Genomic DNA, 20,072 nt, shown 5'->3' on the forward strand with positions numbered 1-20,072 from the left:
GCCATGGATCTTGGACTGAAGGACCGCGTGTACATCGTCACCGGCGCGACCCGGGGGCTCGGCAACGCCACGGCGCGCGCCCTGGCCGCCGACGGCGCGAAGGTGATCATCACCGGCCGGGACGAGAGGGGCGCCGAGGAGGCCGCCGCCGAGCTGGGGCCGGACGCCGTGGGTCTCGCCGCCGACAACGCCGACCCGAGCGCCGCCCAGCGGCTGGTGGACACGGCCCGGGAGCGATTCGGGCGGCTCGACGGTGTGCTCATCAGCGTCGGCGGGCCCGCGCCCGGCTTCGCCGCCGACAACACGGACGACCAGTGGCAGACGGCGTTCGAGACGGTGTTCCTCGGAGCGGTCCGGCTCGCCCGGACGACCGCCGCCGCACTGGGCGAGGGCGGCGTCATCGGCTTCGTGCTCTCCGGGTCGGTGCACGAGCCGATCGGCGGACTGACCATCTCCAACGGGCTGCGCCCCGGCCTCGCCGGTTTCGCCAAGTCGCTCGCCGACGAGCTGGGGCCGCGCGGCATCCGGGTCGTCGGGGTGCTGCCCGCCCGGATCGACACCGACCGGGTCCGCGAGCTGGACGCGCTCTCGGGCGACGCCGAGGCGGCCCGTACGGCCAACGAGGCGCGTATCCCGCTGCGGCGCTACGGGACGCCGGAGGAGTTCGGGAAGACCGCGGCCTTCCTGCTCTCCCCCGCCGCCTCGTATCTGACGGGGATCATGGTGCCGGTCGACGGCGGTTCGCGGCGCGGGTTCTGAGGAAGCCCGGTCCACGGGCCGTCAGGCCACCCGCTCCGCGCGGTGCTTGACGGCCCGCAGCCGTACCTCGGCCGGGAGCTCGTCCAGGCCGGCCGAATCGCGGGCGTGGGCCAGCGCTCCGTCGGCCACCGCGTTCAGCGCCTGCTCGGGGGCGGCGTGCGGCTCCATCAGCAGCCGGATGCGGGCCTGCGGGGCGGTCCGGCGGCCGGTCAGGGCCGCCTGGGCGCGGGCCACTCCGTCCACCTCGCCCGCCTCGTCGGCGAGCACGCCCTCCAGCGCCTTGCCCCGTACCTGCGCGCCCTCACCGTCGCCGCTGTCGACCAGCACGTCGGAGAGGCGGCCGCGCCGGAGCTGGGCGAGGAGCCACCACAGGGCGAGGACGACCAGGACGGCGAGGACCGCGATCACGGTCGGCCACCACCAGCCCTCGTCGCGCCAGCGGCCCCGGTCGTCCGCGCTGAGCAGCACGTCGTTCTTGCCGTCCCAGGGCCACCAGGACGGCAGGGAGACGCCGAGGCCGACGGCGAGCACCCCTCCGCCCACGGCGATCAGCAGGAGACCGGCCAGGGCCAGCAGGACCCGGTTGACGGTGGAGCGCATGCCGCTCATCCCTTCTTCGCCGGTCGGTGCACCTGGACGGAGAGGCCGGGCGGCTTCGCCAGGCCCAGTTCCCGGACGGCCGTGGCCAGTACGGTGTTCAGGTCGCCGCGTACGTCGTCGAGTTCCCGGAAGTGCGAGAGGGCGCGCACCTTCGCCTTGCGCCGTCCCATCCGGACCCGGACGGACTGCACCCCGGGCACCCGCACGGCCCGGTCCCGCAGGACGAGTGCGGCGGCGGTCCGGTCGAGTCCGGCGCGTACGCCGGCGCGGTCGCGGCGCATCGGCAGCAGATCGCGCAGCCCGGGGGTGAGGGCGAGAAGGAGCAGCCAGAGGCCGATCAGTGCGGCGGCCCCCGCGCCGATGAGCACCGCGACGTCGTCGAGCTGCCGATCGGCGAGGCCGTCGGCGAGGGAGCGCCGCCACTGCATGGCCGGATGCCCGGTCCGTACGGCGGCGATGTCGTAGAGCAGCAGCCCGGCGGCGCCCAGGAGCACCAGGGCCAGCAGTGCGGCCGGTACCCGGCGCGCGGACCAGAAGCGGCCGGCCCGGCCGCCGCCCTGCTCCAGGGTGGGGACCCGGTCGTGGTCGGAGGGGGTGCCGGGGTCGGGGGTGTGCGTCCCACCGCCGGCCTGATCCACCGTGGGCATCCACCGGGTGGAGCCGGTGGGGTCGACGGGTTCGGTCATCGGATCCTCCCCTGTGCTCCGCCGGTGGCCGGGTGCAGCCGTTCGACCTGGACGGCCACTTCGGGCACCTCCATGCCCGCAAGCGACGTGACCCGCTGGGCGACCCTGCTCCGCACGGCACCGCACTGGCGGCCGATGTCGCAGGGGTAGCCGAGCTCCAGGCTGACCCGTACGCGGGCGGCGTCACGGTGGACGGTGACCGTGGCGCGGGGGGAGGCCCCGTTCGAGGGCGGATGGTCGACGGCTTCCTTCGCCGCCTGGGCGGCGATCTTGGCGACGACCCGGTCGGCGATCCGGGTCTCGCCCCGTTCGGCGGCGGCGACCCGCCCGGTCACCGCCGTCACCGTCGCCGGTCGCCGCGCTCGCGACTCCGGAAGAAGTCGCCGGGTTCCAGGTCACCGTCCAGGAAGCGGCCGGCGATGAAGCCGACCGCGCCCAACGCGGCCACCAGTACGAAGGCTCCGAACCCGCCGAAATATCCGGCGAATCCCAGCGCCATGCCGGCCAGCAGACCGGCCACAGCCATGCTCATCGTCTCTCCTCAACTGCCTTTCGGCGGGGAACCCGGAATTTACTGGACTCGCTGCTGCTGATCGCCGTCGTCCTCGTCGTCGTCCTCGTCGGGCAGCTTGACGTCGCTGACCGCGATGTTGACCTCGACGACTTCGAGGCCGGTCATGCGCTCCACCGCCTCGACGACGTTCTGGCGGACGTCGCGGGCCACGTCGGAGATGGCCACGCCGTAGTCGACGACGATCTCCAGGTCGAGGGCGGCCTGGGACTCGCCGACCTCGGCCTTCACACCGCGGGTGACGGACTTGCCGCCGCCGGGGACCCGGTCGCGGACCGCGCCGAAGGTCCGGGACAGGCCGCTGCCCATGGCGTGGACGCCGACCACATCGCGTGCGGCCATTCCGGCGATCTTCTCGACGACGCCGTCGGCGATGGTGGTGCGGCCGCGGGTGCCGGGATCCCCACCGCCTCGTTTGCTCAGAGGGGACTTGCCCGAACCGCTGCCGGGGCTGTTGTGCTGGGGTGTCTCAGTCATCGCCGCTCTTCCTTTCGGGGCGGGGTGGGGACTTCCTTCGCCCACGTTAAGTGCGCTTGCCCGGTCTCGCGCTGTGGATACGGCAGGCTGGGGCGATGACGACGGAGCGGAGCCCGCAGAGGGCCGACAAATGGACAGCCGCGGTACGGCAACGCCTGGGCCTCGGCAGACTGCTCCCCCTGGGTGGCGCCGTGGACGGCGCCTGGATCGCGGAGACCGCGGCGGCCTCGGTGCTGCGCGGGGCGGCCGTGCCGGGGGCGGTGCTGGGGACGCTGAGGATCGGACCGGCCCGGGAGGCCGCCGGTGCGGATACGCGGGCGGGGGCGGATCGCCCGGTGGGAACGGGGGGGCCGGCGGGAGCAGGCGTCCGGGCGGAGGCGGGCCCCGCCGTGCCTCCGGCGCCGCCGAGCGGCCTGCCGCCGGGGCCGCTGAGGATCGAGGCGGAGTTCCGGGCGGCCGGGGACCGCCCGTTGCCGGACGCGGCGGCCGCCCTGCGCGTGGCGCTCGTCACGGCGGCCGCCGCCCGGCTCGGACTGGAGATCGCGGAGGTGGACCTGCGGGTGACGGCATTGCTCGACGACGCTGCGCCCGATCAGGTGACGGACCCGGCCGCCGCGCACTCCCCGCCGGCCCCGGCCCCGGTCGCGAGGGCGGATACGAAGGCGGAGGGGCCGGCCGCGGCGGCCGCCGCCGGGGTGCCCGGTGTCGTCGCGCTGACCCGGGTCCTGGGCGGTGCGGTGCACACCGCCGAGGACCACATCCGGGTCGAGGTGGCGACGGCCGGGGACCACCGGGCTCTCGATGTGGCCCGGTCGGTGCGCACGGCGGTGTCGGCGGCCACGGCGGACCGGCTGCCGGTGTCGGTGCTGGTCACCGACGTGGTCGAGGCGTCCGGTGATACCCGTTGACGCCCGGTGATGCCCGCTAGTCGGTGATGCCCGCCAGGTCGCGCAGCCTGCGGCCCTGGGCGGCGCGCTCGGCGGCGCGCTGCTCCTCGTACGTACGCGAGACGGCGCCGGCCAGCAGGGCCTTGGTCTCCACGACGGCGTCGCGGGGTGCGGAAATCAGGGCGGCGGCCAGGTCGCGGGCCGCCGCGTCGAGCTGGTCGGCGGGGACCACGAGGTTGGCGAGGCCGGTGCGCTCGGCCTCCTCGGCGTGCACGAACCGCCCGGTGGCGCAGATCTCGAGCGCGCGGGCGTACCCCACGAGGTTCACCAGGGGGTGGGTGCCCGTGAGGTCGGGGACGAGGCCGAGGCTGGTCTCGCGCATGGCGAACTGGACGTCCTCGGCGACGATCCGCAGATCGCAGGCGAGGGCGAGCTGGAAGCCGGCGCCGATGGCGTGGCCCTGGACCGTCGCGATCGACACGAGGTCGTTGCGGCGCCACCAGGTGAACGCCTCCTGGTACTCGGCGATGGTCGCGTCGAGCTCGGCCTCCGGGCCGCGCGCCATGTCGAGGAAGGACGGCTCGCCGTCGAACCCCTCGGGGGTGAACGCCTGCCGGTCGAGGCCCGCGGAGAAGGACCTGCCCTCGCCGCGGAGCACCACGACGCGGACATCGCCGGGCAGCACCCGTCCGGCCTCGGTCAACGCCCGCCAGAGAGCGGGAGACTGGGCGTTGCGCTTGGCCGGGTTGGTGAGCGTCACGGTGGCAACCGCGTCTTCGACGGTGAGCCGTACGCCGTCCTTGTCGAGCACAGGGTCGAGCGAGGTCATGGGGCGCCTCCGGATCGGGTGCAGTCAGCACTCAGAATCTAAGTGACTGAACAGTAACCACCCGGACGACCTCACGGTCAGCCGGGTGGCCACCCCGAATTCCGATGAGCCCTCACACCTCCGGGCACTCAGGCCGAAGCGGCCTTCTTGCCTCGTGTGGCTCCGCCGCGTCCTCGCAGCGTCACTCCGGACTCACTGAGCATCCGGTGGACGAACCCGTAGGAGCGGCCGGTTTCCTCGGCCAGCGCCCTGATGCTCGCACCGGAGTCGTACTTCTTCTTCAGGTCTGCCGCGAGCTTGTCACGCGCGGCGCCGGTCACCCGGCTGCCCTTCTTCAGAGTCTCGGCCACCCGTGCCTCCTCTATGGGAAGTGCGCTCTGGACTCTCATGATCACCCCTCCCGCGCTTCCTGGCCACCCATTCGGCAAGGTCGGTGTGACCGGATTCCGGACCGGAGAGCACCCGGACACGATCGGAATCCTGTATTCCGGCGGACCGCAGAGGCATGGGGACCGTACCGGCTAAAGAACCGGCAGGTCAGAGCCGTACGGGGAGCAAGGCCCCGGAAAGGGGCGCGTGGCGGGTGAGCGCCGGGCGCCCCACCGGGGTACGAGACGTCCTCACGCAGATGGTGGATCACGCGTAGGCCGAATGATCTATCCGGAGGGGCCGGAGATCCGTCCGGAGAGGGCCGGCGCTCCCTCCGGACGGGTCAGGCGAGGGCGACGAGGTCCCGGTAGTCGGCACCCCAGAGGTCCTCGACGCCGTCCGGGAGCAGGATGATCCGCTCCGGCTGGAGCGCCTCGACCGCGCCCTCGTCGTGGGTGACGAGGACGACAGCGCCCTTGTAGGTGCGCAGCGCGCCGAGGATCTCCTCGCGGCTGGCGGGGTCGAGGTTGTTCGTCGGCTCGTCGAGCAGGAGCACGTTGGCGGAGGAGACGACCAGGGTCGCCAGCGCGAGCCGGGTCTTCTCGCCGCCGGAGAGCACCCCGGCCGGCTTGTCGACGTCGTCGCCCGAGAAGAGGAACGAGCCGAGCGTCTTGCGGACCGCGACGAGGTCGAGGTCGGGCGCGGCGGAGCGCATGTTCTCCAGGACCGTGCGATCCGGGTCGAGGGTCTCGTGCTCCTGGGCGTAGTAGCCGAGCTTGAGGCCGTGGCCCTCGATGACCTGGCCGGTGTCGGGCTTCTCGGCGCCGCCGAGCAGGCGAAGCAGTGTGGTCTTGCCGGCGCCGTTGAGGCCGAGGATGACGACGCGCGAGCCCTTGTCGATGGCCAGGTCGACGTCGGTGAAGATCTCCAGCGAGCCGTACGACTTGGAGAGGCCCTCCGCCATCAGCGGGGTCTTGCCGCAGGGCGAGGGGTCGGGGAAGCGCAGCTTGGCGACCTTGTCGGAGACCCGCACGGCCTCCAGACCGGAGAGCAGCCGGTCGGCGCGCTTGGCCATGTTCTGGGCGGCGACGGTCTTGGTGGCCTTGGCGCGCATCTTGTCGGCCTGCGCGTTGAGGGTCGCGGCCTTCTTCTCGGCGTTCTGGCGCTCGCGCTTGCGGCGCTTCTCGTCGGCCTCGCGCTGCTGCTGGTAGAGCTTCCAGCCCATGTTGTAGACGTCGATCTGCGAGCGGTTGGCGTCGAGGTAGAAGACCTTGTTGACCACGGTCTCGACGAGCTCGACGTCGTGGGAGATCACGACGAAGCCGCCGCGGTAGTTCTTCAGGTAGTCGCGCAGCCAGACGATCGAGTCCGCGTCGAGGTGGTTGGTGGGCTCGTCGAGGAGCAGGGTGTCGGCGTCCGAGAAGAGGATCCGGGCCAGCTCGACGCGGCGGCGCTGACCACCGGAGAGCGTATGCAGGGGCTGGCCGAGCACCCGGTCGGGCAGGCTGAGCGCGGCGGCGATGGTGGCGGCCTCGGCCTCGGCGGCGTACCCGCCCTTGGTGAGGAACTCCGTCTCCAGGCGCTCGTACTTCTTCATCGCCTTCTCGCGGGTGGCACCCTTGCCGTTCGCCATCCGCTCCTCGTTCTCGCGCATCTTGCGCAGGATCTCGTCGAGACCCCGGGCGGAGAGGATGCGGTCGCGGGCGAGGATCTCCAGGTCGCCGGTGCGCGGGTCCTGCGGGAGGTAGCCGACCTCGCCGGAGCGGGTGATGGTGCCGCCCGCGGGGGTCCCCTCACCCGCGAGGCACTTGGTGAGGGTGGTCTTGCCCGCGCCGTTACGGCCGACCAGGCCGATGCGGTCGCCCTTGGCGATACGGAAGGAGGCGGACTCGATGAGGATGCGGGCGCCGGCGCGCAGCTCGATGCCGGAGGCGGTGATCACGGAAGAACTCCAGGGCAGTATGGACGGCGAAGGGACGAGGGCGGAGGTCTCTCGACGCCGCTAATGCGCAAGGAGAATGGCCATAGGCCCCATTCTACCGGCGGTGTGCAACTGCTTTTCCGGGACGTGCGCGGCAGCCGGATCCCGGGCGGGCGGGCCACCGTGGGCGGCGGCATTGTGGGGGTGATCGCCCTGATCCTGGGGCTGCTGTTCGGCATCGGCCCCGAACAGCTCGGCGAGCGGGTCGACAGCCCGCGCAGATCACAGAAGAGGTGAGTGCGATGACAGGCGTGGCGAAGGGTGTTCCGACGATCTACCCGACGGTCCTCTACGACGACGCGAAGGCCGCGATCAGGACGCTGACGGAGGGCCTCGGCTTCACCGAGGAAGCGGTCTACGAGGGCGAGACGGGCAGCGTGCTGCACGCCGAGCTGTCCTGCGGCAACGGCAGGGTGATGCTCGGCTCCAAGGGCGGGGACGGCGTGTTCGCCCGGGCGATGGCGGGTGCGGGCCCGGCGGGGGTGTACGTGGTGGTGGGCGACGTGGACGAGCACTTCGCCCGGGCCCGGGATTTCGGCGTGGAGATCCTGAGGGAGCCGACGGACCAGGACTACGGCTCGCGGGACTACATGGCGCGGGACGCCGAGGGCAACGTATGGAGCTTCGGGACGTATGCCCCGGGGTCCGCCGGCTGAGCTCGGCGGACACCGGGGACGCGGGGCTCAGGCTCCGCCGGTGTGGACCTGGAACGCGGCCCGGCGGACCGCCTTGGCCAGGGCCGGGTCCGGGTGGGCGGCGGCCAGCGCGACCAGCACCTGGACCGTGCGCGGGTGGCCGACGGCTCTGACCTCGTCGAGGAGGGCCGGGACGGTGCCCTGGACGGCGGAGTCGAGGTGGCGCACCAGCAGACCGGTCTCGCCGTGGTCGGCGACGGCGGCGGCGGTGTCGACCCAGAGCCAGGTGGCCTCCTCGCGGCTGAGGATCTCCTGCGCGTCGTCCGGGTCCGCCCCCTCGTACTCGGCGAGCCAGAGCAGCGCGTAGGGCCGCAGCGACGGATGGGTGACCACGGCGCGGACCTCGGGCTCGGCGGGGGCGCCGACGACCCGGAGCGCTTCGAAGGCCAGTCCCCGCAGCAGCGCGTCCTCGCCCCGGGCTACGGCGAGGAGTTCGGCGACGGCGCTGCCGACCGTACGGGCGGCGAGCCAGGCCCGGTATTCGGCGCGGGCCGGTCCAGGGGTGAGCCGGGCGCAGCCGAGGAGCATGTCGGCGGCGGACTGCTCGATGTTTCCGGCCGGGCTCTGGGCGGCGACGCAGATCTGCTCCAGCTTGACCCAGACCGCCCAGTTGCCGAGCGGGGTGAGGGTGGCGTGCCCGTTGCCGAGGGTCAGGGCGCCGACGGCGGCGAGGCCTTCCAGGGCCCAGTCGAGCAGCAGGGCGTCGAGGTCGGCGCTGCGGTCCGGGGCGGGTGCGGGGCGTCCGGTGGCCGGAGTGCTCTCGGTGGCCGCGCGGCCGGCACCGTACGGCACTTCGCAGCGCTCCTCCTGGAGTTCGGCGATGCGCTGGGCGAGGAGGTCGAGGAGGGCGGGTACGGCGACGGGGCCCGCGGAGAGCTGGAGGAGGGAGAGCACCTGGGGCACGGCCTCGACGGCTTCGGCGACCGCACCGGTCTCGATGCCCTCGGGGGCGGCGTGGACGAGCGACCAGGCGTCGAAGAGCGCGACCCAGCCGCGCAGCACGGCCGAGTCGTCCCGGTCCCAGGCGCGCAGCCGCCAGCCGGGGCGGGCGGTGTCGCCGTGCAGCTCGATCAGGCCGGCCAACCGGGCCCGGTCCCAGCCCGCACGCACCTGTGCCGGGGAGAGTTCCAGGGCCGTCGCGGCCCGTTCGAGGGCCTGGGTGGCGAGTGGCGCGGCGCTTCCGGGGACGGGGGCGGGGGCGCCGGCGGCCCAGTGGGCGATGCGTACGGCGTCGGCGAGGACCGCCCGGGCCTGGCGGGCCAGCTCGGTGCGGGGCGGGGTGCCCTCGGGGGGGCGGGGGGCCGGCCTGGTGCGCCGGGTGGACACAGCCCTGCGGGCGGTGGCGAGGGGTCGCGGGCGGACAAGTCGCAGCCTGGAGTCGCGCGGGGTACGGGACGTCACGGGAGCAGTCTTGCCTCTGACGGCCCGAAAGCCCAAACGGAAGGTGTTTCCCCGGTCCCCGCCCGGTTACCGCCGGTGCGGTGACCACAAGGACCGATCCCCGCATCACCTCACATCAGAGGCGTGAGGAAGCGCCTGAGGGTTTCTTCGTAACGGGCGGGATCCGCGTTCCACATCGACGCATGCGGAGCCTGCGGTACGGCGTGGAGGCTGACCAGGTCCGGCCGGCGGGCGGCGATCGCCCGCGACGGGCCCCAGGGGGCGATCGTGTCGTCCGGGCCGTGCGCGATCAGCGTCGGGGCCGGCAGCGCATCGGCCAGGGAGGCCTCCAGGAGCGGGGCCGAGGTCATGCCGGTCCGGCCCTGGGCGGCGCGGACGGCCAGCGGCAGCAGGGCGGCGGGGACTCCGCGGGCGGCGGCCAGGGCGCGCAGTGTGGTCGGCCAGTCCAGGACCGGGGAGTCCAGGACGAGGCCGCTGACGCGCTCGCGCAACGGGGAGTTGACCGCGGCGTGCAGGGCCATGGAGGCGCCGGTGGACCAGCCGTACAGGATCACGTTCCGGGCACCGTAGCGGACGGCGAAGCGCATCGCGGCGTCCAGGTCGCGCCATTCGGAGGCGCCGAGGTGGCCGAGGCCGTCGGCGGGGCGGGGGGCTCCGGCGTCCCCCCGGTAGGCGAGGTCCAGCACGGGGAGCTGCTGTTCGCTCAGGAAGCCCATCAGGTTCATGGGGTGCTCGCGGGTGGTGCCGAGGCCGTGCGCGGTGACGACCCAGGTGTCGCGGTCGCCGGGGACCCACCAGGCGGGCAGTCCGCCCAGCTCGCCGGGGATCTCGACCTCCCGGTACTCCAGGCCGAGGGCGGCGCCCGGGTCCCCCCGGTGCACCTCGGGGGTGAGGCGGACCGTGTCGCCCGGCTCCAGGATGCCGTGGGTGACCCGCTCCAGGGTGCGGACGACGGTGTCGGCGGTGGACTCGGCCCCTTCGACCACGGGGCCGACCACGGCGTGGACACCGGGGCCCTCGATCCCGTACGTACCCGGGCGGAGCGCCGTGAGGGAGCGGGTCAGGGTGATCCGCCGGATCCCCGTGGCGTGCACGGTGAGTCTGCGGTCGGTGGGGAGGGGACGTCCGGGCGCCGACTTGAGGGCGGCGTCGCTGGCGTACCGGCCGGCCGCGACCGCTGCCGCGCCGACGCCGAGGATCGTGGTGACGGCCGTTGCCGTCGCAGTTGCCGGGCGCACCGCTTCAGTGTCGTGGGGCGGGCGGCGCGATGCCAGTGGGCGGGGGCCGTCCGGTGCGGCGGGCGGAGGTGCACCGGGTCAGCCGGGCTGCCCGTACCCCTTGAGCGCCTCGGTCACCTCGGCCAGCTGGGCCTCGCCGAGCAGCGCCGGAGTGCGGCCCGGCAGCGCGCTCGCGGTGAGCCAGAGGCGGCAGAGCCACTCCAGCTGGGCGGTGCGCTCGTAGGCCTGGGCGAGGGTGGAGCCGTAGGTGACGGTGCCGTGGTTGGCCAGCAGGCAGCCGGTGCGGCCGCGGAGGGCGGTGAGCATGGCACCGGCCAGCTCCGGGGTGCCGTAGCGGGCGTAGGGGGCGGTGCGGACGGGGCCGCCGAGGATGGCGGCCGCGTAGTGCACGAGCGGCACCTCGGTGACGAGGGTGGAGACGGCGGTGGCGTGCACGGCGTGGGTGTGGACCACGGCGGCGGCGTCGGTCTCCCCGTAGACCGCGAGGTGGAGGGGGAGTTCGCTGGTCGGCTTCAGCTCCCCGAGCACCTGCCGGCCGTCCAGGTCGACGCCGACGGCGTCCCCGGGTCCGAGCCGGTCGTAGGGCACCCCGCTGGGGGTCACCAGGACCAGGTCTCCGACGCGGGCCGACACATTGCCGGAGGTGCCGACGACCAAGCCCTCGGCGGCGCTCCGGCGGGCGGTGGCGACCACGTCACGCCAGGCCAGGGCCACTGATTCCGGCTGCTGCTCGCTCATGGGGTGAGCGTAGGGGCGGTGGGTCGAAACCGGAACGTCATCCCCCACGTGACCGGGATCTCTTCCGGGGCCGGATGTGACCGTCAAAAACTTCGCCAACGAGGAGTAAAGGGCAGACCAGCCGGTGCCCCACCGACCTCCCGCAGCCCCTCGCGCACACAAACGGAATCACCGCACTCCGATTCGAGTCACCACAGCGCCCCGCCCAGTTCATCTTCCGTTCACCCAGGTTGCCTACGGTCCACGAGCCACTGACGTCGAACGATTGCCTGGGTAAATGGAACACATCACGCTGCTGCTCGCGATTGTGGTCGTGACAGCTCTCGTGTTCGATTTCACGAACGGTTTCCACGACACCGCCAACGCGATGGCTACGACCATCTCGACCGGCGCACTGAAGCCCAAGACGGCGGTGGCCATGTCCGCCGTTCTCAACCTCGTCGGCGCGTTCCTGTCAGTGGAGGTCGCCAAGACGATCTCCGGCGGGATCGTCAACGAGAACGGCCTCAGAACCGAGGTCATCTTCGCGGCGCTCGTCGGCGCCATCCTGTGGAATCTGCTGACCTGGCTGGTCGGCCTGCCCTCCAGCTCGTCCCACGCCCTGTTCGGCGGTCTGATCGGCGCCGCCGTGATGTCGGCCGGCTGGTCCTCGATCAACGGCGGCACCGTCGTCACCAAGGTGCTGCTCCCCGCGATCGCCGCCCCGCTGGTCGCCGGTCTCGCCGCCATGCTGGCCGCGAAGCTGACGTACCGGATCAACCGGAACGTCACCGACGAGAACCAGCTCAAGTCGACGGCCAAGGGCTACCGAGCCGGCCAGATCGCCTCGGCCGGTCTCGTCTCGCTCGCCCACGGCACCAACGACGCCCAGAAGACGATGGGCATCATCACCCTGGCCCTGGTCACCGGCGGCGTCCTCGCCCCCGGCTCCAACCCGCCGATGTGGGTCATCGTCTCCGCCGGTGTCGCCATCGCGCTCGGCACCTACCTCGGCGGCTGGCGCATCATCCGCACCATGGGCAAGGGCCTGACCGACCTCCAGCCGCCGCAGGGCTTCGCCGCCCAGACCAGCGCGGCCACCGTCATCCTGGCCTCCTCGCACCTCGGCTTCTCGCTCTCCACCACCCAGTCGTGCTCGGGTGCCGTGATGGGCGCGGGCCTCGGCCGCAAGGGCGGCGTGGTCCGCTGGTCCACCGCCACCCGGATGTTCGTCGCCTGGGGCCTGACGCTCCCGGCCGCGGGTCTGGTCGGCGCAGGTGCCGAGTTCCTCACCAAGCAGGGCCCGTGGGGCATCACCGCCACCGCGATCCTGCTGGTCGGCGGCTCCTTCGCCATCTGGCTGGCCTCGCGCCGCCAGCCGGTGGACCACACCAACGTCAACGACACCGAGGACGCGACGGCGGACGAGCCGCGGGGCGTCGTCACCACCGCCATGGCCGCGGTCGCTCCGCCGCCCACCGCCAGTGCGGTCTCCGACCTCTCGGCCACCATCCCGGCCCCGGCCGCGGCACCCGACGACACGCCCCGCCCCGCGGCCACGGTGTAAGGACAGATCCGTATGAAAATCGACTGGGCAGCTCTCGCCTCCGTCTTCGGTGTCAGTCTCGTGGTCACCGTCGCACTGGTCGGCGTGTTCACCCTGGGCATCGTCGCCCTCTCCAAGCTGTCGGCCCCGGCCGGCGGCGCCTCCGGCGCCTCGGCCGTGCTGGCGCGCACCAGCGCGTACGCCTGCTTCGCGCTCTGCGTGGGAGCGGTCGCGTACGGGATCTATCTGATCGTCGCCTGACGCGACCCACCGCACTCCTTCGGGCCGGACACACCACCGTGTGTCCGGCCCGATGTGCGTCTGCGCACACTGGAGCTCCGCAGGTCAACAGCAAGTTGACGGCCGTTCTCGCAGCGTGGTGGACTGCCGGAGCCATTTACGGCGACAGAAGAGGAAGCCGGTGCGAATCCGGCGCGGTCCCGCCACTGTCACCGGGGAGCACTCCCCCACACCGGATGTCACGGCCCTCGCAACGCGGGCTGGAAGGCCGGGGGAACTGCGGATCCGGGAAGCCAGGAGACTCTTGTCGCCGGTCACGTCGAACCAGGGCGCGGACCCTGAGTGAGGACATAAGCCATGCCCGGCCGCCGTGCGCCGCATCCAGTGCCTCTTCCTGCCGGATCACCTCTGCCCATGGCGGGCTGAACCGTGCGTGCCGACCGTGTCTTCGCGTACGGCGCCGTCGCCGGCCTGATCGCCGACGCCGCTCTCGGCGACCCGCGCCGGGGTCATCCCGTCGCCGGTTTCGGCCGGGCCGCCGCGCGGGTGGAGTCCCTGCTGTGGCGGGACGACCGGGGCCGGGGAGCGCTGCACACCCTGCTGTGCGCCGGAGGCGCCGCGGGGGCCGCGGCACTGGCCGCCCGTGCCGTACGGGAGCGGCCCGCGCTCGCCGTCGCGCTGACGGCCGCCACCACCTGGTCGGTCGTCGGCGGGACGTCGCTGGGCCGGGAGGCCCGCGCCATCGGGGGCGCGCTGGCCGCCGGGGACCTGGAGGTGGCGCGGGAGCGGCTGCCGCACCTGTGCGGGCGTGATCCGCACTCCCTGGACGGGCCGCAGATCGCCCGTGCCGTCGTGGAGTCGGTCGCGGAGAACACCTCGGACGCCGTCGTGGGCGCGCTGGTGTGGGGCGCGATCGGCGGGGTGCCGGGGCTCGTCGGCTTCCGGGCCGTGAACACGCTCGACGCGATGGTCGGCCACAAGTCCCCCCGCCACCGCCGCTACGGCTGGGCCTCGGCCCGCCTGGACGACCTCGCGGGGTGGCCCGGGGCGCGGCTGACGGCCGCGCTGGCCGTGGTGGGCGGCGGGCGGCCCTCGGAGGCCGTACGCGCCTGGAAGGCGGATGCGGGGCGTCACCCGAGCCCGAACGCGGGGCCGGTGGAGGCCGCGTTCGCGGGGGCGCTCGGCGTACGGCTCGGCGGGACGTTGGCGTACGCGGGGCGCGTCGAGCACCGGCCGGTCCTGAACGGGGAGTCGGGCCGGGAGGTCCGGAGTTCCGACATCGAGCGCGCGGTCCGGTTGTCGCGCCGCGTGAGTGTGCTGGCTCTCGGGGTGTGCGTGGTGGGCCGGATGGTCGTGGGGCGCGTGGTCGCGGGACGGTCGTCGACAGGACAGAGGCGGGGTCGGGCATGAGCGGTGGGCTGCTGGTCGCGGGGACCACATCGGACGCGGGCAAGAGCGTCGTCACGGCGGGCATCTGCCGCTGGCTGGTGCGCCGGGGCGTGAAGGTCGCGCCCTTCAAGGCGCAGAACATGTCCCTCAACTCCTTCGTGACCCGCGAGGGTGCGGAGATCGGGCGCGCCCAGGCCATGCAGGCGCAGGCCGCCCGGGTGGAGCCGACCGCTCTGATGAACCCGGTACTGCTGAAGCCCGGCAGCGACCGGTCCAGCCAGGTCGTCCTGATGGGGAAGCCGGTGGGCGAGATGAGCGCCCGGGGTTACCACGGGGGCCGGCAGGAGGCGCTGCTCGGGACCGTCACGGACTGCCTGGAGCAGCTGCGGTCGACGTACGACGCGGTGATCTGCGAGGGGGCCGGGTCGCCGGCCGAGATCAACCTCCGGCGTACGGACATCGTGAACATGGGGATCGCGCGGGCGGCCCGCTTTCCCGTTCTGGTGGTCGGGGACATCGACCGGGGCGGGGTCTTCGCCTCCTTCTTCGGGACGACGGCGCTGCTCAGCGCGGAGGACCAGTCGCTGGTCGCGGGCTACCTGGTGAACAAGTTCCGGGGTGACGTCTCGCTGCTGGAGCCGGGCCTGGACATGCTGTACGGGCTGACCGGGCGGCGGACGTACGGGGTGCTGCCGTTCACCCATGGGCTCGGTATCGACGAGGAGGACGGCCTGCGGGTCTCCTTGCGGGGTGCGGTACGGGAGTCGGTCGTGGCGCCGCCCCGTGGGGAGGACGTGTTGCGGGTCGCGGTCTGCGCGGTGCCGTTGATGTCGAACTTCACGGACGTGGACGCGCTGGCCGCCGAACCGGGCGTCGTCGTGCGGTTCGTGGACCGGCCCGACGAGCTGGCCGACGCGGACCTGGTCGTCGTGCCCGGGACGCGCGGCACGGTCAAGGCGCTGGCCTGGCTGCGGGAGCGGGGGCTCGCGGACGCGTTGCTCCGGCGGGCGGCGGAGGGGCGGCCGGTGCTGGGGATCTGCGGGGGGTTCCAGGTGCTCGGAGAGCGGATCGAGGACGAGGTGGAGTCGCGGGCGGGGGTCGTGGAGGGGCTGGGGCTGCTGCCCGTGCGGGTGCGTTTCGACCGGGCCAAGACGCTGGCGCGGCCGGTGGGTTCGGCGCTGGGCGAGCCGGTGGAGGGGTACGAGATCCACCACGGGGTCGCCGATGTGCGGGGCGGGGAGCCGTTCCTGGACGGGTGCCGGGTGGGGGCGGTGTGGGGGACGCACTGGCACGGGTCGCTGGAGAGCGACGGGTTCCGGCGGCGGTTCCTGGAGGAGGTGGCCCGGGGTGCGGGGCGGCGGTTCGTGCCTGCGCCGGACACGAGCTTCGGGGTGCTGCGGGAGGAGCAGCTGGATCGGCTGGGGGATCTGGTGGAGGAGCACGCGGACACGGATGCGCTGTGGCGGTTGATCGAGGAGGGCGCGCCGACGGGGTTGCCGTTCGTGCCGCCGGGGGCGCCGCCGTCGGGTGCGGGGGCGGCGGAGAGCCGGGGCGCTGCCCCGGGCCCCGCTCCTCTATCGCCGAAGGAACTTGTGGTGACCGGTCACGTCGAAGCCGAAGAGCATGTCAACGAGGAGGCCAAGTGAGTACGCCGTATCCCTTCACCGCGATCGTCGGGCAGGACGACCTGCGGCTCGGGCTGTTGCTGAACGCGGTCAGTCCGGCCGTCGGTGGTGTGCTCGTGCGGGGCGAGAAGGGCACCGCCAAGTCCACCGCCGTGCGGGCACTGGCCGCGCTCGTGCCCGAGGTCTCCGTCGTACCGGGGTGCCGGTTCTCCTGTGATCCCGTCTCCCCCGATCCGGTGTGTCCCGACGGGCCCCACGCGGAGGCCGCCGGTGTGTCGCGCCCGGCGCGGACGGTGGAGCTGCCCGTCGGGGCGTCCGAGGACCGGCTCGTGGGGGCGCTGGACATCGAGCGGGCGCTCTCGGAGGGCGTGAAGGCGTTCGAGCCGGGGCTGCTGGCCGACGCGCACCGCGGGATCCTGTACGTCGACGAGGTCAACCTCCTCCACGACCACCTGGTGGACCTGCTGCTGGACGCGGCGGCCATGGGGGCCTCGTACGTCGAGCGCGAAGGCGTCTCCGTACGGCATGCGGCGCGGTTCCTGCTGGTCGGGACGATGAACCCCGAAGAGGGCGAGCTGAGGCCGCAGTTGCTGGACCGGTTCGGGCTCACCGTCGAGGTGGCCGCCTCCCGGGACACCGACGAGCGGGTGGAGGTCGTGCGGCGCCGGCTCGCCTACGACGACGATCCCGAGGGGTTCGCCGCGCGCTGGGCCGAGGAGGAGACGGCGCTTCGGGAGCGCATCGCCGCCGCGCGTGCCCTGCTGCCGCGTGTCGTACTCGGTGACGGCGTGCTGCGGCAGATCGCCGCGACCTGTGCCGCGTTCGAGGTCGACGGGATGCGGGCCGACATCGTGATGGCCCGTACCGCCACCGCGCTCGCCGCCTGGGCCGGGCGCGAGGAGGTCACCGCCGACGACGTACGGCAGGCCGCTCTGCTGGCGCTCCCCCACCGGCGGCGCCGCAACCCGTTCGACGCGCCGGGTCTTGACGAGGACAAGCTGGACCAGACCCTGGAGGAGGCCGCCGGGGACGAGGGACAGGGCCACGACGACGATCCCGACCCCGGCCCCGACGGTGGTGGCGGTGGCGGTGGGGGCGGTGACGTACCGCCCCAGGCCGATGGCGACCGCACCCCGCCGCAGGCCTCAGAAGGCGACGACACGCCGTCCCAGGCCCCCGAAGGCGCTCCCGACGCGCCCGGGCGGTCCGCCGGGGCCGAGCAGCGGCCTGTGGCCGCCGCCGAGCCGTTCCGTACGAAGATGCTCAGCGTGCCGGGGCTGGGGGAAGGCGCTGCCGGGCGGCGTTCCCGGGCCCGCACGGCGCATGGTCGGACCACAGGAGCGGTCCGGCCACAGGGCGCTCTGACCAAGCTGCACCTGGCCGCCACCGTGCAGGCCGCCGCCCCGCACCAGCGGGCGCGCGGGCGGTCCGGTCGCGGGCTCGTGGTGCGCCGGGACGATCTGCGGCAGGCGACCCGGGAGGGGCGTGAGGGCAACCTCGTGCTGTTCGTCGTGGACGCCTCCGGGTCGATGGCGGCCCGGCAGCGGATGAGTGCGGTCAAGGGGGCCGTGCTGTCGCTGCTGCTGGACGCGTACCAGCGGCGGGACAAGGTCGGCCTGGTCACCTTCCGGGGCAAGCAGGCGGAGGTGGCGCTGCCGCCGACCTCGTCCGTGGACGCGGCGGCGTCCCGACTGGAGTCGCTGCCGACCGGGGGGCGTACCCCGCTCGCCGCCGGCCTGCTCAAGGCCCATGACGTCCTGCGCGTCGAGCGGCTGCGCGATCCTTCGCGCCGGCCCCTGCTCGTCGTCGTCACGGACGGCCGGGCGACCGGCGGGCCTGAGCCGGTGGCGCTCGCGGGGCGGGCGGCGCGGCTGCACCAGGCCGAGGGGACGGCCTCGGTCGTCGTGGACTGCGAGTCGGGGTACGTACGCCTCGGCCTCGCCGGGGAACTCGCGCGGGAACTGGGAGGCACCGCCGTCACGCTCGACGAGCTGCGGGCCGACTCGATCGCCGGGCTCGTCAAGGACGTCACCGCAGCCGGGAGGGCCGCTTAATGCCGCAGGGACAGCCGACATCGGTGCCGGACGACGGGCTCACCACCCGTCAGCGGCGCAACCGCCCGCTTCTGTTCGTCCACACGGGCATCGGGAAGGGCAAGTCGACCGCCGCCTTCGGGCTCGCGCTGCGGGCCTGGAACCAGGGGTGGCCGATCGGGGTGTTCCAGTTCGTGAAGTCGGCGAAGTGGAAGGTCGGCGAGGAGAACGCGCTGAAGGTGCTGGGCGCGAGCGGCGAGGGCGGCACCGTCGACTGGCACAAGATGGGCGAGGGCTGGTCCTGGGTCCAGCGGGACGGCCAGCTCGACAACGAGGAGAAGGCCCGCGAGGGCTGGGAGCAGGTCAAGCGCGACCTGGCGGCCGAGACGTACAAGCTGTATGTGCTCGACGAGTTCGCCTACCCGATGCACTGGGGCTGGATCGACACCGACGAGGTCGTCGAGGTCATGCGGAACCGGCCCGGCACCCAGCACGTGGTGATCACCGGCCGCAACGCGCCGGACGCGCTCGTCGAGGCCGCCGACCTGGTGACCGACATGTCGAAGGTCAAGCACCCGATGGACGCGGGGCAGAAGGGCCAGAGGGGCATCGAGTGGTGACTGTGCCCCGCCTGGTCATCGCCGCTCCGGCCTCCGGCAGCGGCAAGACCACCGTCGCCACCGGCCTGATGGCCGCCTTCACCGCACGCGGGCTCGCCGTCTCGCCGCACAAGGTGGGGCCGGACTACATCGATCCCGGGTACCACTCGCTGGCGACGGGCCGCCCCGGCCGCAATCTCGACGCGTACATGTGCGGGACGGATCTCATCGCCCCGCTCTTCGCGCACGGGTCGGCGGAGTGCGACCTCGCCGTGGTCGAGGGCGTGATGGGGCTGTACGACGGTGCCTCGGGGCAGGGGGAGCTGGCGTCCACCGCTCAGGTGGCGAAGCTGCTGCGGGCGCCGGTGGTCCTGGTCGTGGACGCCTCCTCCCAGTCCCGGTCCGTGGCGGCCCTGGTCCACGGGTTCGCCTCCTGGGACCCGGAGGTGCGGATCGGCGGCGTGATCCTGAACAAGGTGGCCTCCGACCGGCACGAGGCGCTGTTGCGGGACGCGTTGGACGAGTCGGGGCTTCCGGTCCTCGGCGTGCTGCGGCGGGCGCCCCAGGTCGCGACGCCCTCACGCCACCTGGGTCTGGTGCCGGTGGCCGAGCGGCAGGGCGATGCGGTGGACGCCGTACGCGCCATGGGTGAGCGGGTGCGCGCCGGGTGTGATCTGGACGCGCTGATGGCGCTGGCCCGGAGTGCGCCCGCGCTTGCGGACGAGGCGTGGGAACCGGCGTACGCCGTCGTGGAGAGGCCCCGGCCCGTCGTCGCCGTGGCCGGCGGGGCGGCGTTCACCTTCGCGTACGCGGAGCACGCCGAACTGCTGACGGCGGCCGGTGCGGAGGTCGTGGTCTTCGACCCGCTGCGGGACGAGAAACTGCCGGCCGACACGGCGGGGCTCGTGATCGGCGGTGGGTTCCCGGAGATGTACGCCCCCGAGCTGTCGGCCAACGAACCGTTGCGGCGGGCGGTGACCGAACTGGCCCTGAGCGACGCCCCGGTGGCGGCCGAGTGCGCCGGCCTGCTGTATCTGGCGCGGGAGCTGGACGGGAAGCCGATGTGCGGGGTGCTGGACGCCACGGCCCGGATGTCGGAGCGGCTCACGCTCGGGTACCGGCAGGCGGTGGCGGTCTCGGACAGTCCGCTCGCGGTCGCCGGGACCCGGACGCGCGGCCATGAGTTCCACCGGACGGCGTTGGAGCCGGGGGCGGGGCCGGCGCCCGCGTGGGGCATGCACCAGCCGCAGCGGCGGGTGGAGGGGTACGTCCAGCGGGGCGTGCACGCCAGCTATCTGCACACGCACTGGGCGGCCTCCCCCGAGGTGGCCCGCCGTTTCGTGGAGCACTGCCGGGCGCGGTGAGCGGCCGGCGCGGTGCGTCACTGCCCCGGCGGCGCGTCCGTGGCAGCGCCAGGTGCGGGCGTACGC

The 20,072-nt window shown here is 73.5% G+C and carries 22 protein-coding genes and 1 riboswitch; of the genes, 11 read left to right on the top strand and 11 right to left on the bottom strand.

Annotated features, from left to right (window positions below; all coding sequences use genetic code 11):
• Positions 1-3 precede the first annotated feature (3 nt).
• Entirely contained in the window at positions 4-759 is a 756-nt protein-coding gene (locus AMK21_RS20525; RefSeq protein WP_073880012.1) for an SDR family oxidoreductase, read from the top strand.
• Positions 760-780: 21 nt separating this feature from the next.
• Here the strand turns inward: AMK21_RS20525 and amaP are convergent, their stop codons facing one another.
• The 5 genes from amaP to AMK21_RS20550 are packed head-to-tail and all read right to left on the bottom strand — an operon-like array spanning position 781 to position 3,093.
• Positions 781-1,368: an alkaline shock response membrane anchor protein AmaP gene (amaP, locus tag AMK21_RS20530; protein ID WP_073880014.1), complete on the bottom strand. Its 588-nt coding sequence runs from the start codon at positions 1,366-1,368 to the stop codon at positions 781-783.
• Positions 1,365-2,045, bottom strand: coding sequence for a DUF6286 domain-containing protein (locus AMK21_RS20535; protein ID WP_073880016.1), 681 nt, complete (start codon positions 2,043-2,045; stop codon positions 1,365-1,367). Before AMK21_RS20535 ends, amaP begins: the two co-directional genes overlap by 4 nt.
• Positions 2,042-2,389: an Asp23/Gls24 family envelope stress response protein gene (locus AMK21_RS20540; RefSeq protein WP_073880018.1), complete on the bottom strand. Its 348-nt coding sequence runs from the start codon at positions 2,387-2,389 to the stop codon at positions 2,042-2,044. The genes AMK21_RS20535 and AMK21_RS20540 overlap by 4 nt, the downstream gene beginning before the upstream one ends.
• Entirely contained in the window at positions 2,386-2,577 is a 192-nt protein-coding gene (locus tag AMK21_RS20545) for a hypothetical protein (protein WP_012381448.1), read from the bottom strand. Before AMK21_RS20545 ends, AMK21_RS20540 begins: the two co-directional genes overlap by 4 nt.
• A 39-nt stretch (positions 2,578-2,616) precedes the next feature.
• Entirely contained in the window at positions 2,617-3,093 is a 477-nt protein-coding gene (locus AMK21_RS20550) for an Asp23/Gls24 family envelope stress response protein (protein WP_073880020.1), read from the bottom strand.
• Between the two features lie 95 nt (positions 3,094-3,188).
• Here AMK21_RS20550 and AMK21_RS20555 point away from each other — a divergent pair, with 95 nt between their 5' ends.
• Positions 3,189-4,001, top strand: coding sequence for a hypothetical protein (locus tag AMK21_RS20555; protein ID WP_073880022.1), 813 nt, complete (start codon positions 3,189-3,191; stop codon positions 3,999-4,001).
• Positions 4,002-4,017: 16 nt separating this feature from the next.
• On the opposite strand, the gene AMK21_RS20560 is transcribed toward AMK21_RS20555, so the two are convergent.
• From AMK21_RS20560 to AMK21_RS20570, 3 genes are all read right to left on the bottom strand, one after another.
• Positions 4,018-4,809, bottom strand: coding sequence for an enoyl-CoA hydratase/isomerase family protein (locus tag AMK21_RS20560; protein ID WP_073880024.1), 792 nt, complete (start codon positions 4,807-4,809; stop codon positions 4,018-4,020).
• A 128-nt stretch (positions 4,810-4,937) separates the two neighbouring features.
• On the bottom strand, positions 4,938-5,159 hold the full coding sequence (locus AMK21_RS20565) for a helix-turn-helix domain-containing protein (protein WP_006123601.1): 222 nt from the start codon (positions 5,157-5,159) through the stop codon (positions 4,938-4,940).
• A gap of 362 nt (positions 5,160-5,521) precedes the next feature.
• Positions 5,522-7,120, bottom strand: coding sequence for an ABC-F family ATP-binding cassette domain-containing protein (locus tag AMK21_RS20570; RefSeq protein ID WP_073880026.1), 1,599 nt, complete (start codon positions 7,118-7,120; stop codon positions 5,522-5,524).
• A 105-nt stretch (positions 7,121-7,225) separates the two neighbouring features.
• Here AMK21_RS20570 and AMK21_RS20575 point away from each other — a divergent pair, with 105 nt between their 5' ends.
• Complete coding sequence (locus AMK21_RS20575; protein WP_199863261.1) at positions 7,226-7,396, top strand: hypothetical protein; 171 nt, start codon at positions 7,226-7,228, stop codon at positions 7,394-7,396.
• Positions 7,397-7,401: 5 nt separating this feature from the next.
• Positions 7,402-7,815 carry a VOC family protein gene (locus AMK21_RS20580; RefSeq protein WP_073880030.1) on the top strand — a complete coding sequence of 138 codons (414 nt, stop codon included), beginning with the start codon at positions 7,402-7,404 and terminating at the stop codon, positions 7,813-7,815.
• 27 nt (positions 7,816-7,842) lie between these two features.
• On the opposite strand, the gene AMK21_RS20585 is transcribed toward AMK21_RS20580, so the two are convergent.
• The 3 genes from AMK21_RS20585 to AMK21_RS20595 all read right to left on the bottom strand — a co-directional run bounded on the left by AMK21_RS20585 (position 7,843) and on the right by AMK21_RS20595 (position 11,231).
• Complete coding sequence (locus AMK21_RS20585) at positions 7,843-9,180, bottom strand: hypothetical protein (RefSeq protein WP_073880032.1); 1,338 nt, start codon at positions 9,178-9,180, stop codon at positions 7,843-7,845.
• 185 nt (positions 9,181-9,365) lie between these two features.
• The gene (locus AMK21_RS20590; RefSeq protein WP_073880034.1) at positions 9,366-10,493 is read right to left on the bottom strand and encodes an alpha/beta hydrolase; all 1,128 of its coding nucleotides are present in this window, start codon (positions 10,491-10,493) and stop codon (positions 9,366-9,368) included.
• Between the two features lie 78 nt (positions 10,494-10,571).
• A complete protein-coding gene (locus AMK21_RS20595; protein ID WP_073880036.1) occupies positions 10,572-11,231 on the bottom strand; it encodes a class II aldolase/adducin family protein in 660 nt (219 codons plus the stop codon).
• Positions 11,232-11,508: 277 nt separating this feature from the next.
• On the opposite strand from AMK21_RS20595, the gene AMK21_RS20600 reads away from it, so the two are divergent.
• The 7 genes from AMK21_RS20600 to AMK21_RS20630 all read left to right on the top strand — a co-directional run bounded on the left by AMK21_RS20600 (position 11,509) and on the right by AMK21_RS20630 (position 20,006).
• Positions 11,509-12,777 carry an inorganic phosphate transporter gene (locus tag AMK21_RS20600; protein ID WP_073880038.1) on the top strand — a complete coding sequence of 423 codons (1,269 nt, stop codon included), beginning with the start codon at positions 11,509-11,511 and terminating at the stop codon, positions 12,775-12,777.
• A gap of 12 nt (positions 12,778-12,789) precedes the next feature.
• Positions 12,790-13,017 carry a hypothetical protein gene (locus tag AMK21_RS20605; protein WP_073880040.1) on the top strand — a complete coding sequence of 76 codons (228 nt, stop codon included), beginning with the start codon at positions 12,790-12,792 and terminating at the stop codon, positions 13,015-13,017.
• 148 nt (positions 13,018-13,165) lie between these two features.
• Positions 13,166-13,300: riboswitch (cobalamin riboswitch) on the top strand.
• Positions 13,301-13,425: 125 nt separating this feature from the next.
• The gene (locus AMK21_RS20610) at positions 13,426-14,406 is read left to right on the top strand and encodes a cobalamin biosynthesis protein (RefSeq protein ID WP_073880042.1); all 981 of its coding nucleotides are present in this window, start codon (positions 13,426-13,428) and stop codon (positions 14,404-14,406) included.
• Positions 14,403-16,031 (top strand): cobyric acid synthase, encoded by a 1,629-nt coding sequence (locus AMK21_RS20615; RefSeq protein WP_073880045.1) that lies wholly within the window; start codon positions 14,403-14,405, stop codon positions 16,029-16,031. Before AMK21_RS20610 ends, AMK21_RS20615 begins: the two co-directional genes overlap by 4 nt.
• Positions 16,028-18,064 (top strand): putative cobaltochelatase, encoded by a 2,037-nt coding sequence (locus tag AMK21_RS20620; RefSeq protein WP_073880047.1) that lies wholly within the window; start codon positions 16,028-16,030, stop codon positions 18,062-18,064. The genes AMK21_RS20615 and AMK21_RS20620 overlap by 4 nt, the downstream gene beginning before the upstream one ends.
• Complete coding sequence (gene cobO / locus AMK21_RS20625; protein ID WP_073880049.1) at positions 18,064-18,663, top strand: cob(I)yrinic acid a,c-diamide adenosyltransferase; 600 nt, start codon at positions 18,064-18,066, stop codon at positions 18,661-18,663. Before AMK21_RS20620 ends, cobO begins: the two co-directional genes overlap by 1 nt.
• Positions 18,657-20,006, top strand: coding sequence for a cobyrinate a,c-diamide synthase (locus AMK21_RS20630; RefSeq protein ID WP_073880051.1), 1,350 nt, complete (start codon positions 18,657-18,659; stop codon positions 20,004-20,006). Before cobO ends, AMK21_RS20630 begins: the two co-directional genes overlap by 7 nt.
• Positions 20,007-20,072 lie beyond the last annotated feature (66 nt).

It is taken from the genome of Streptomyces sp. CB00316 (genome assembly GCF_001905595.1).
Taxonomy (GTDB): domain Bacteria; phylum Actinomycetota; class Actinomycetes; order Streptomycetales; family Streptomycetaceae; genus Streptomyces.

Excerpts from the sequence above, each read along its gene's own strand:
- AMK21_RS20525 (WP_073880012.1), top strand. The coding sequence starts at position 4 with ATGGATCTTGGACTGAAGGACCGCGTGTACATCGTCACCGGCGCGACC.
- amaP (WP_073880014.1), bottom strand. The coding sequence starts at position 1,368 with ATGAGCGGCATGCGCTCCACCGTCAACCGGGTCCTGCTGGCCCTGGCC.
- AMK21_RS20535 (WP_073880016.1), bottom strand. The coding sequence starts at position 2,045 with ATGACCGAACCCGTCGACCCCACCGGCTCCACCCGGTGGATGCCCACG.
- AMK21_RS20545 (WP_012381448.1), bottom strand. The coding sequence starts at position 2,577 with ATGAGCATGGCTGTGGCCGGTCTGCTGGCCGGCATGGCGCTGGGATTC.
- AMK21_RS20550 (WP_073880020.1), bottom strand. The coding sequence starts at position 3,093 with ATGACTGAGACACCCCAGCACAACAGCCCCGGCAGCGGTTCGGGCAAG.
- AMK21_RS20555 (WP_073880022.1), top strand. The coding sequence starts at position 3,189 with ATGACGACGGAGCGGAGCCCGCAGAGGGCCGACAAATGGACAGCCGCG.
- AMK21_RS20560 (WP_073880024.1), bottom strand. The coding sequence starts at position 4,809 with ATGACCTCGCTCGACCCTGTGCTCGACAAGGACGGCGTACGGCTCACC.
- AMK21_RS20580 (WP_073880030.1), top strand. The coding sequence starts at position 7,402 with ATGACAGGCGTGGCGAAGGGTGTTCCGACGATCTACCCGACGGTCCTC.
- AMK21_RS20595 (WP_073880036.1), bottom strand. The coding sequence starts at position 11,231 with ATGAGCGAGCAGCAGCCGGAATCAGTGGCCCTGGCCTGGCGTGACGTG.
- AMK21_RS20600 (WP_073880038.1), top strand. The coding sequence starts at position 11,509 with ATGGAACACATCACGCTGCTGCTCGCGATTGTGGTCGTGACAGCTCTC.
- AMK21_RS20605 (WP_073880040.1), top strand. The coding sequence starts at position 12,790 with ATGAAAATCGACTGGGCAGCTCTCGCCTCCGTCTTCGGTGTCAGTCTC.
- AMK21_RS20615 (WP_073880045.1), top strand. The coding sequence starts at position 14,403 with ATGAGCGGTGGGCTGCTGGTCGCGGGGACCACATCGGACGCGGGCAAG.
- cobO (WP_073880049.1), top strand. The coding sequence starts at position 18,064 with ATGCCGCAGGGACAGCCGACATCGGTGCCGGACGACGGGCTCACCACC.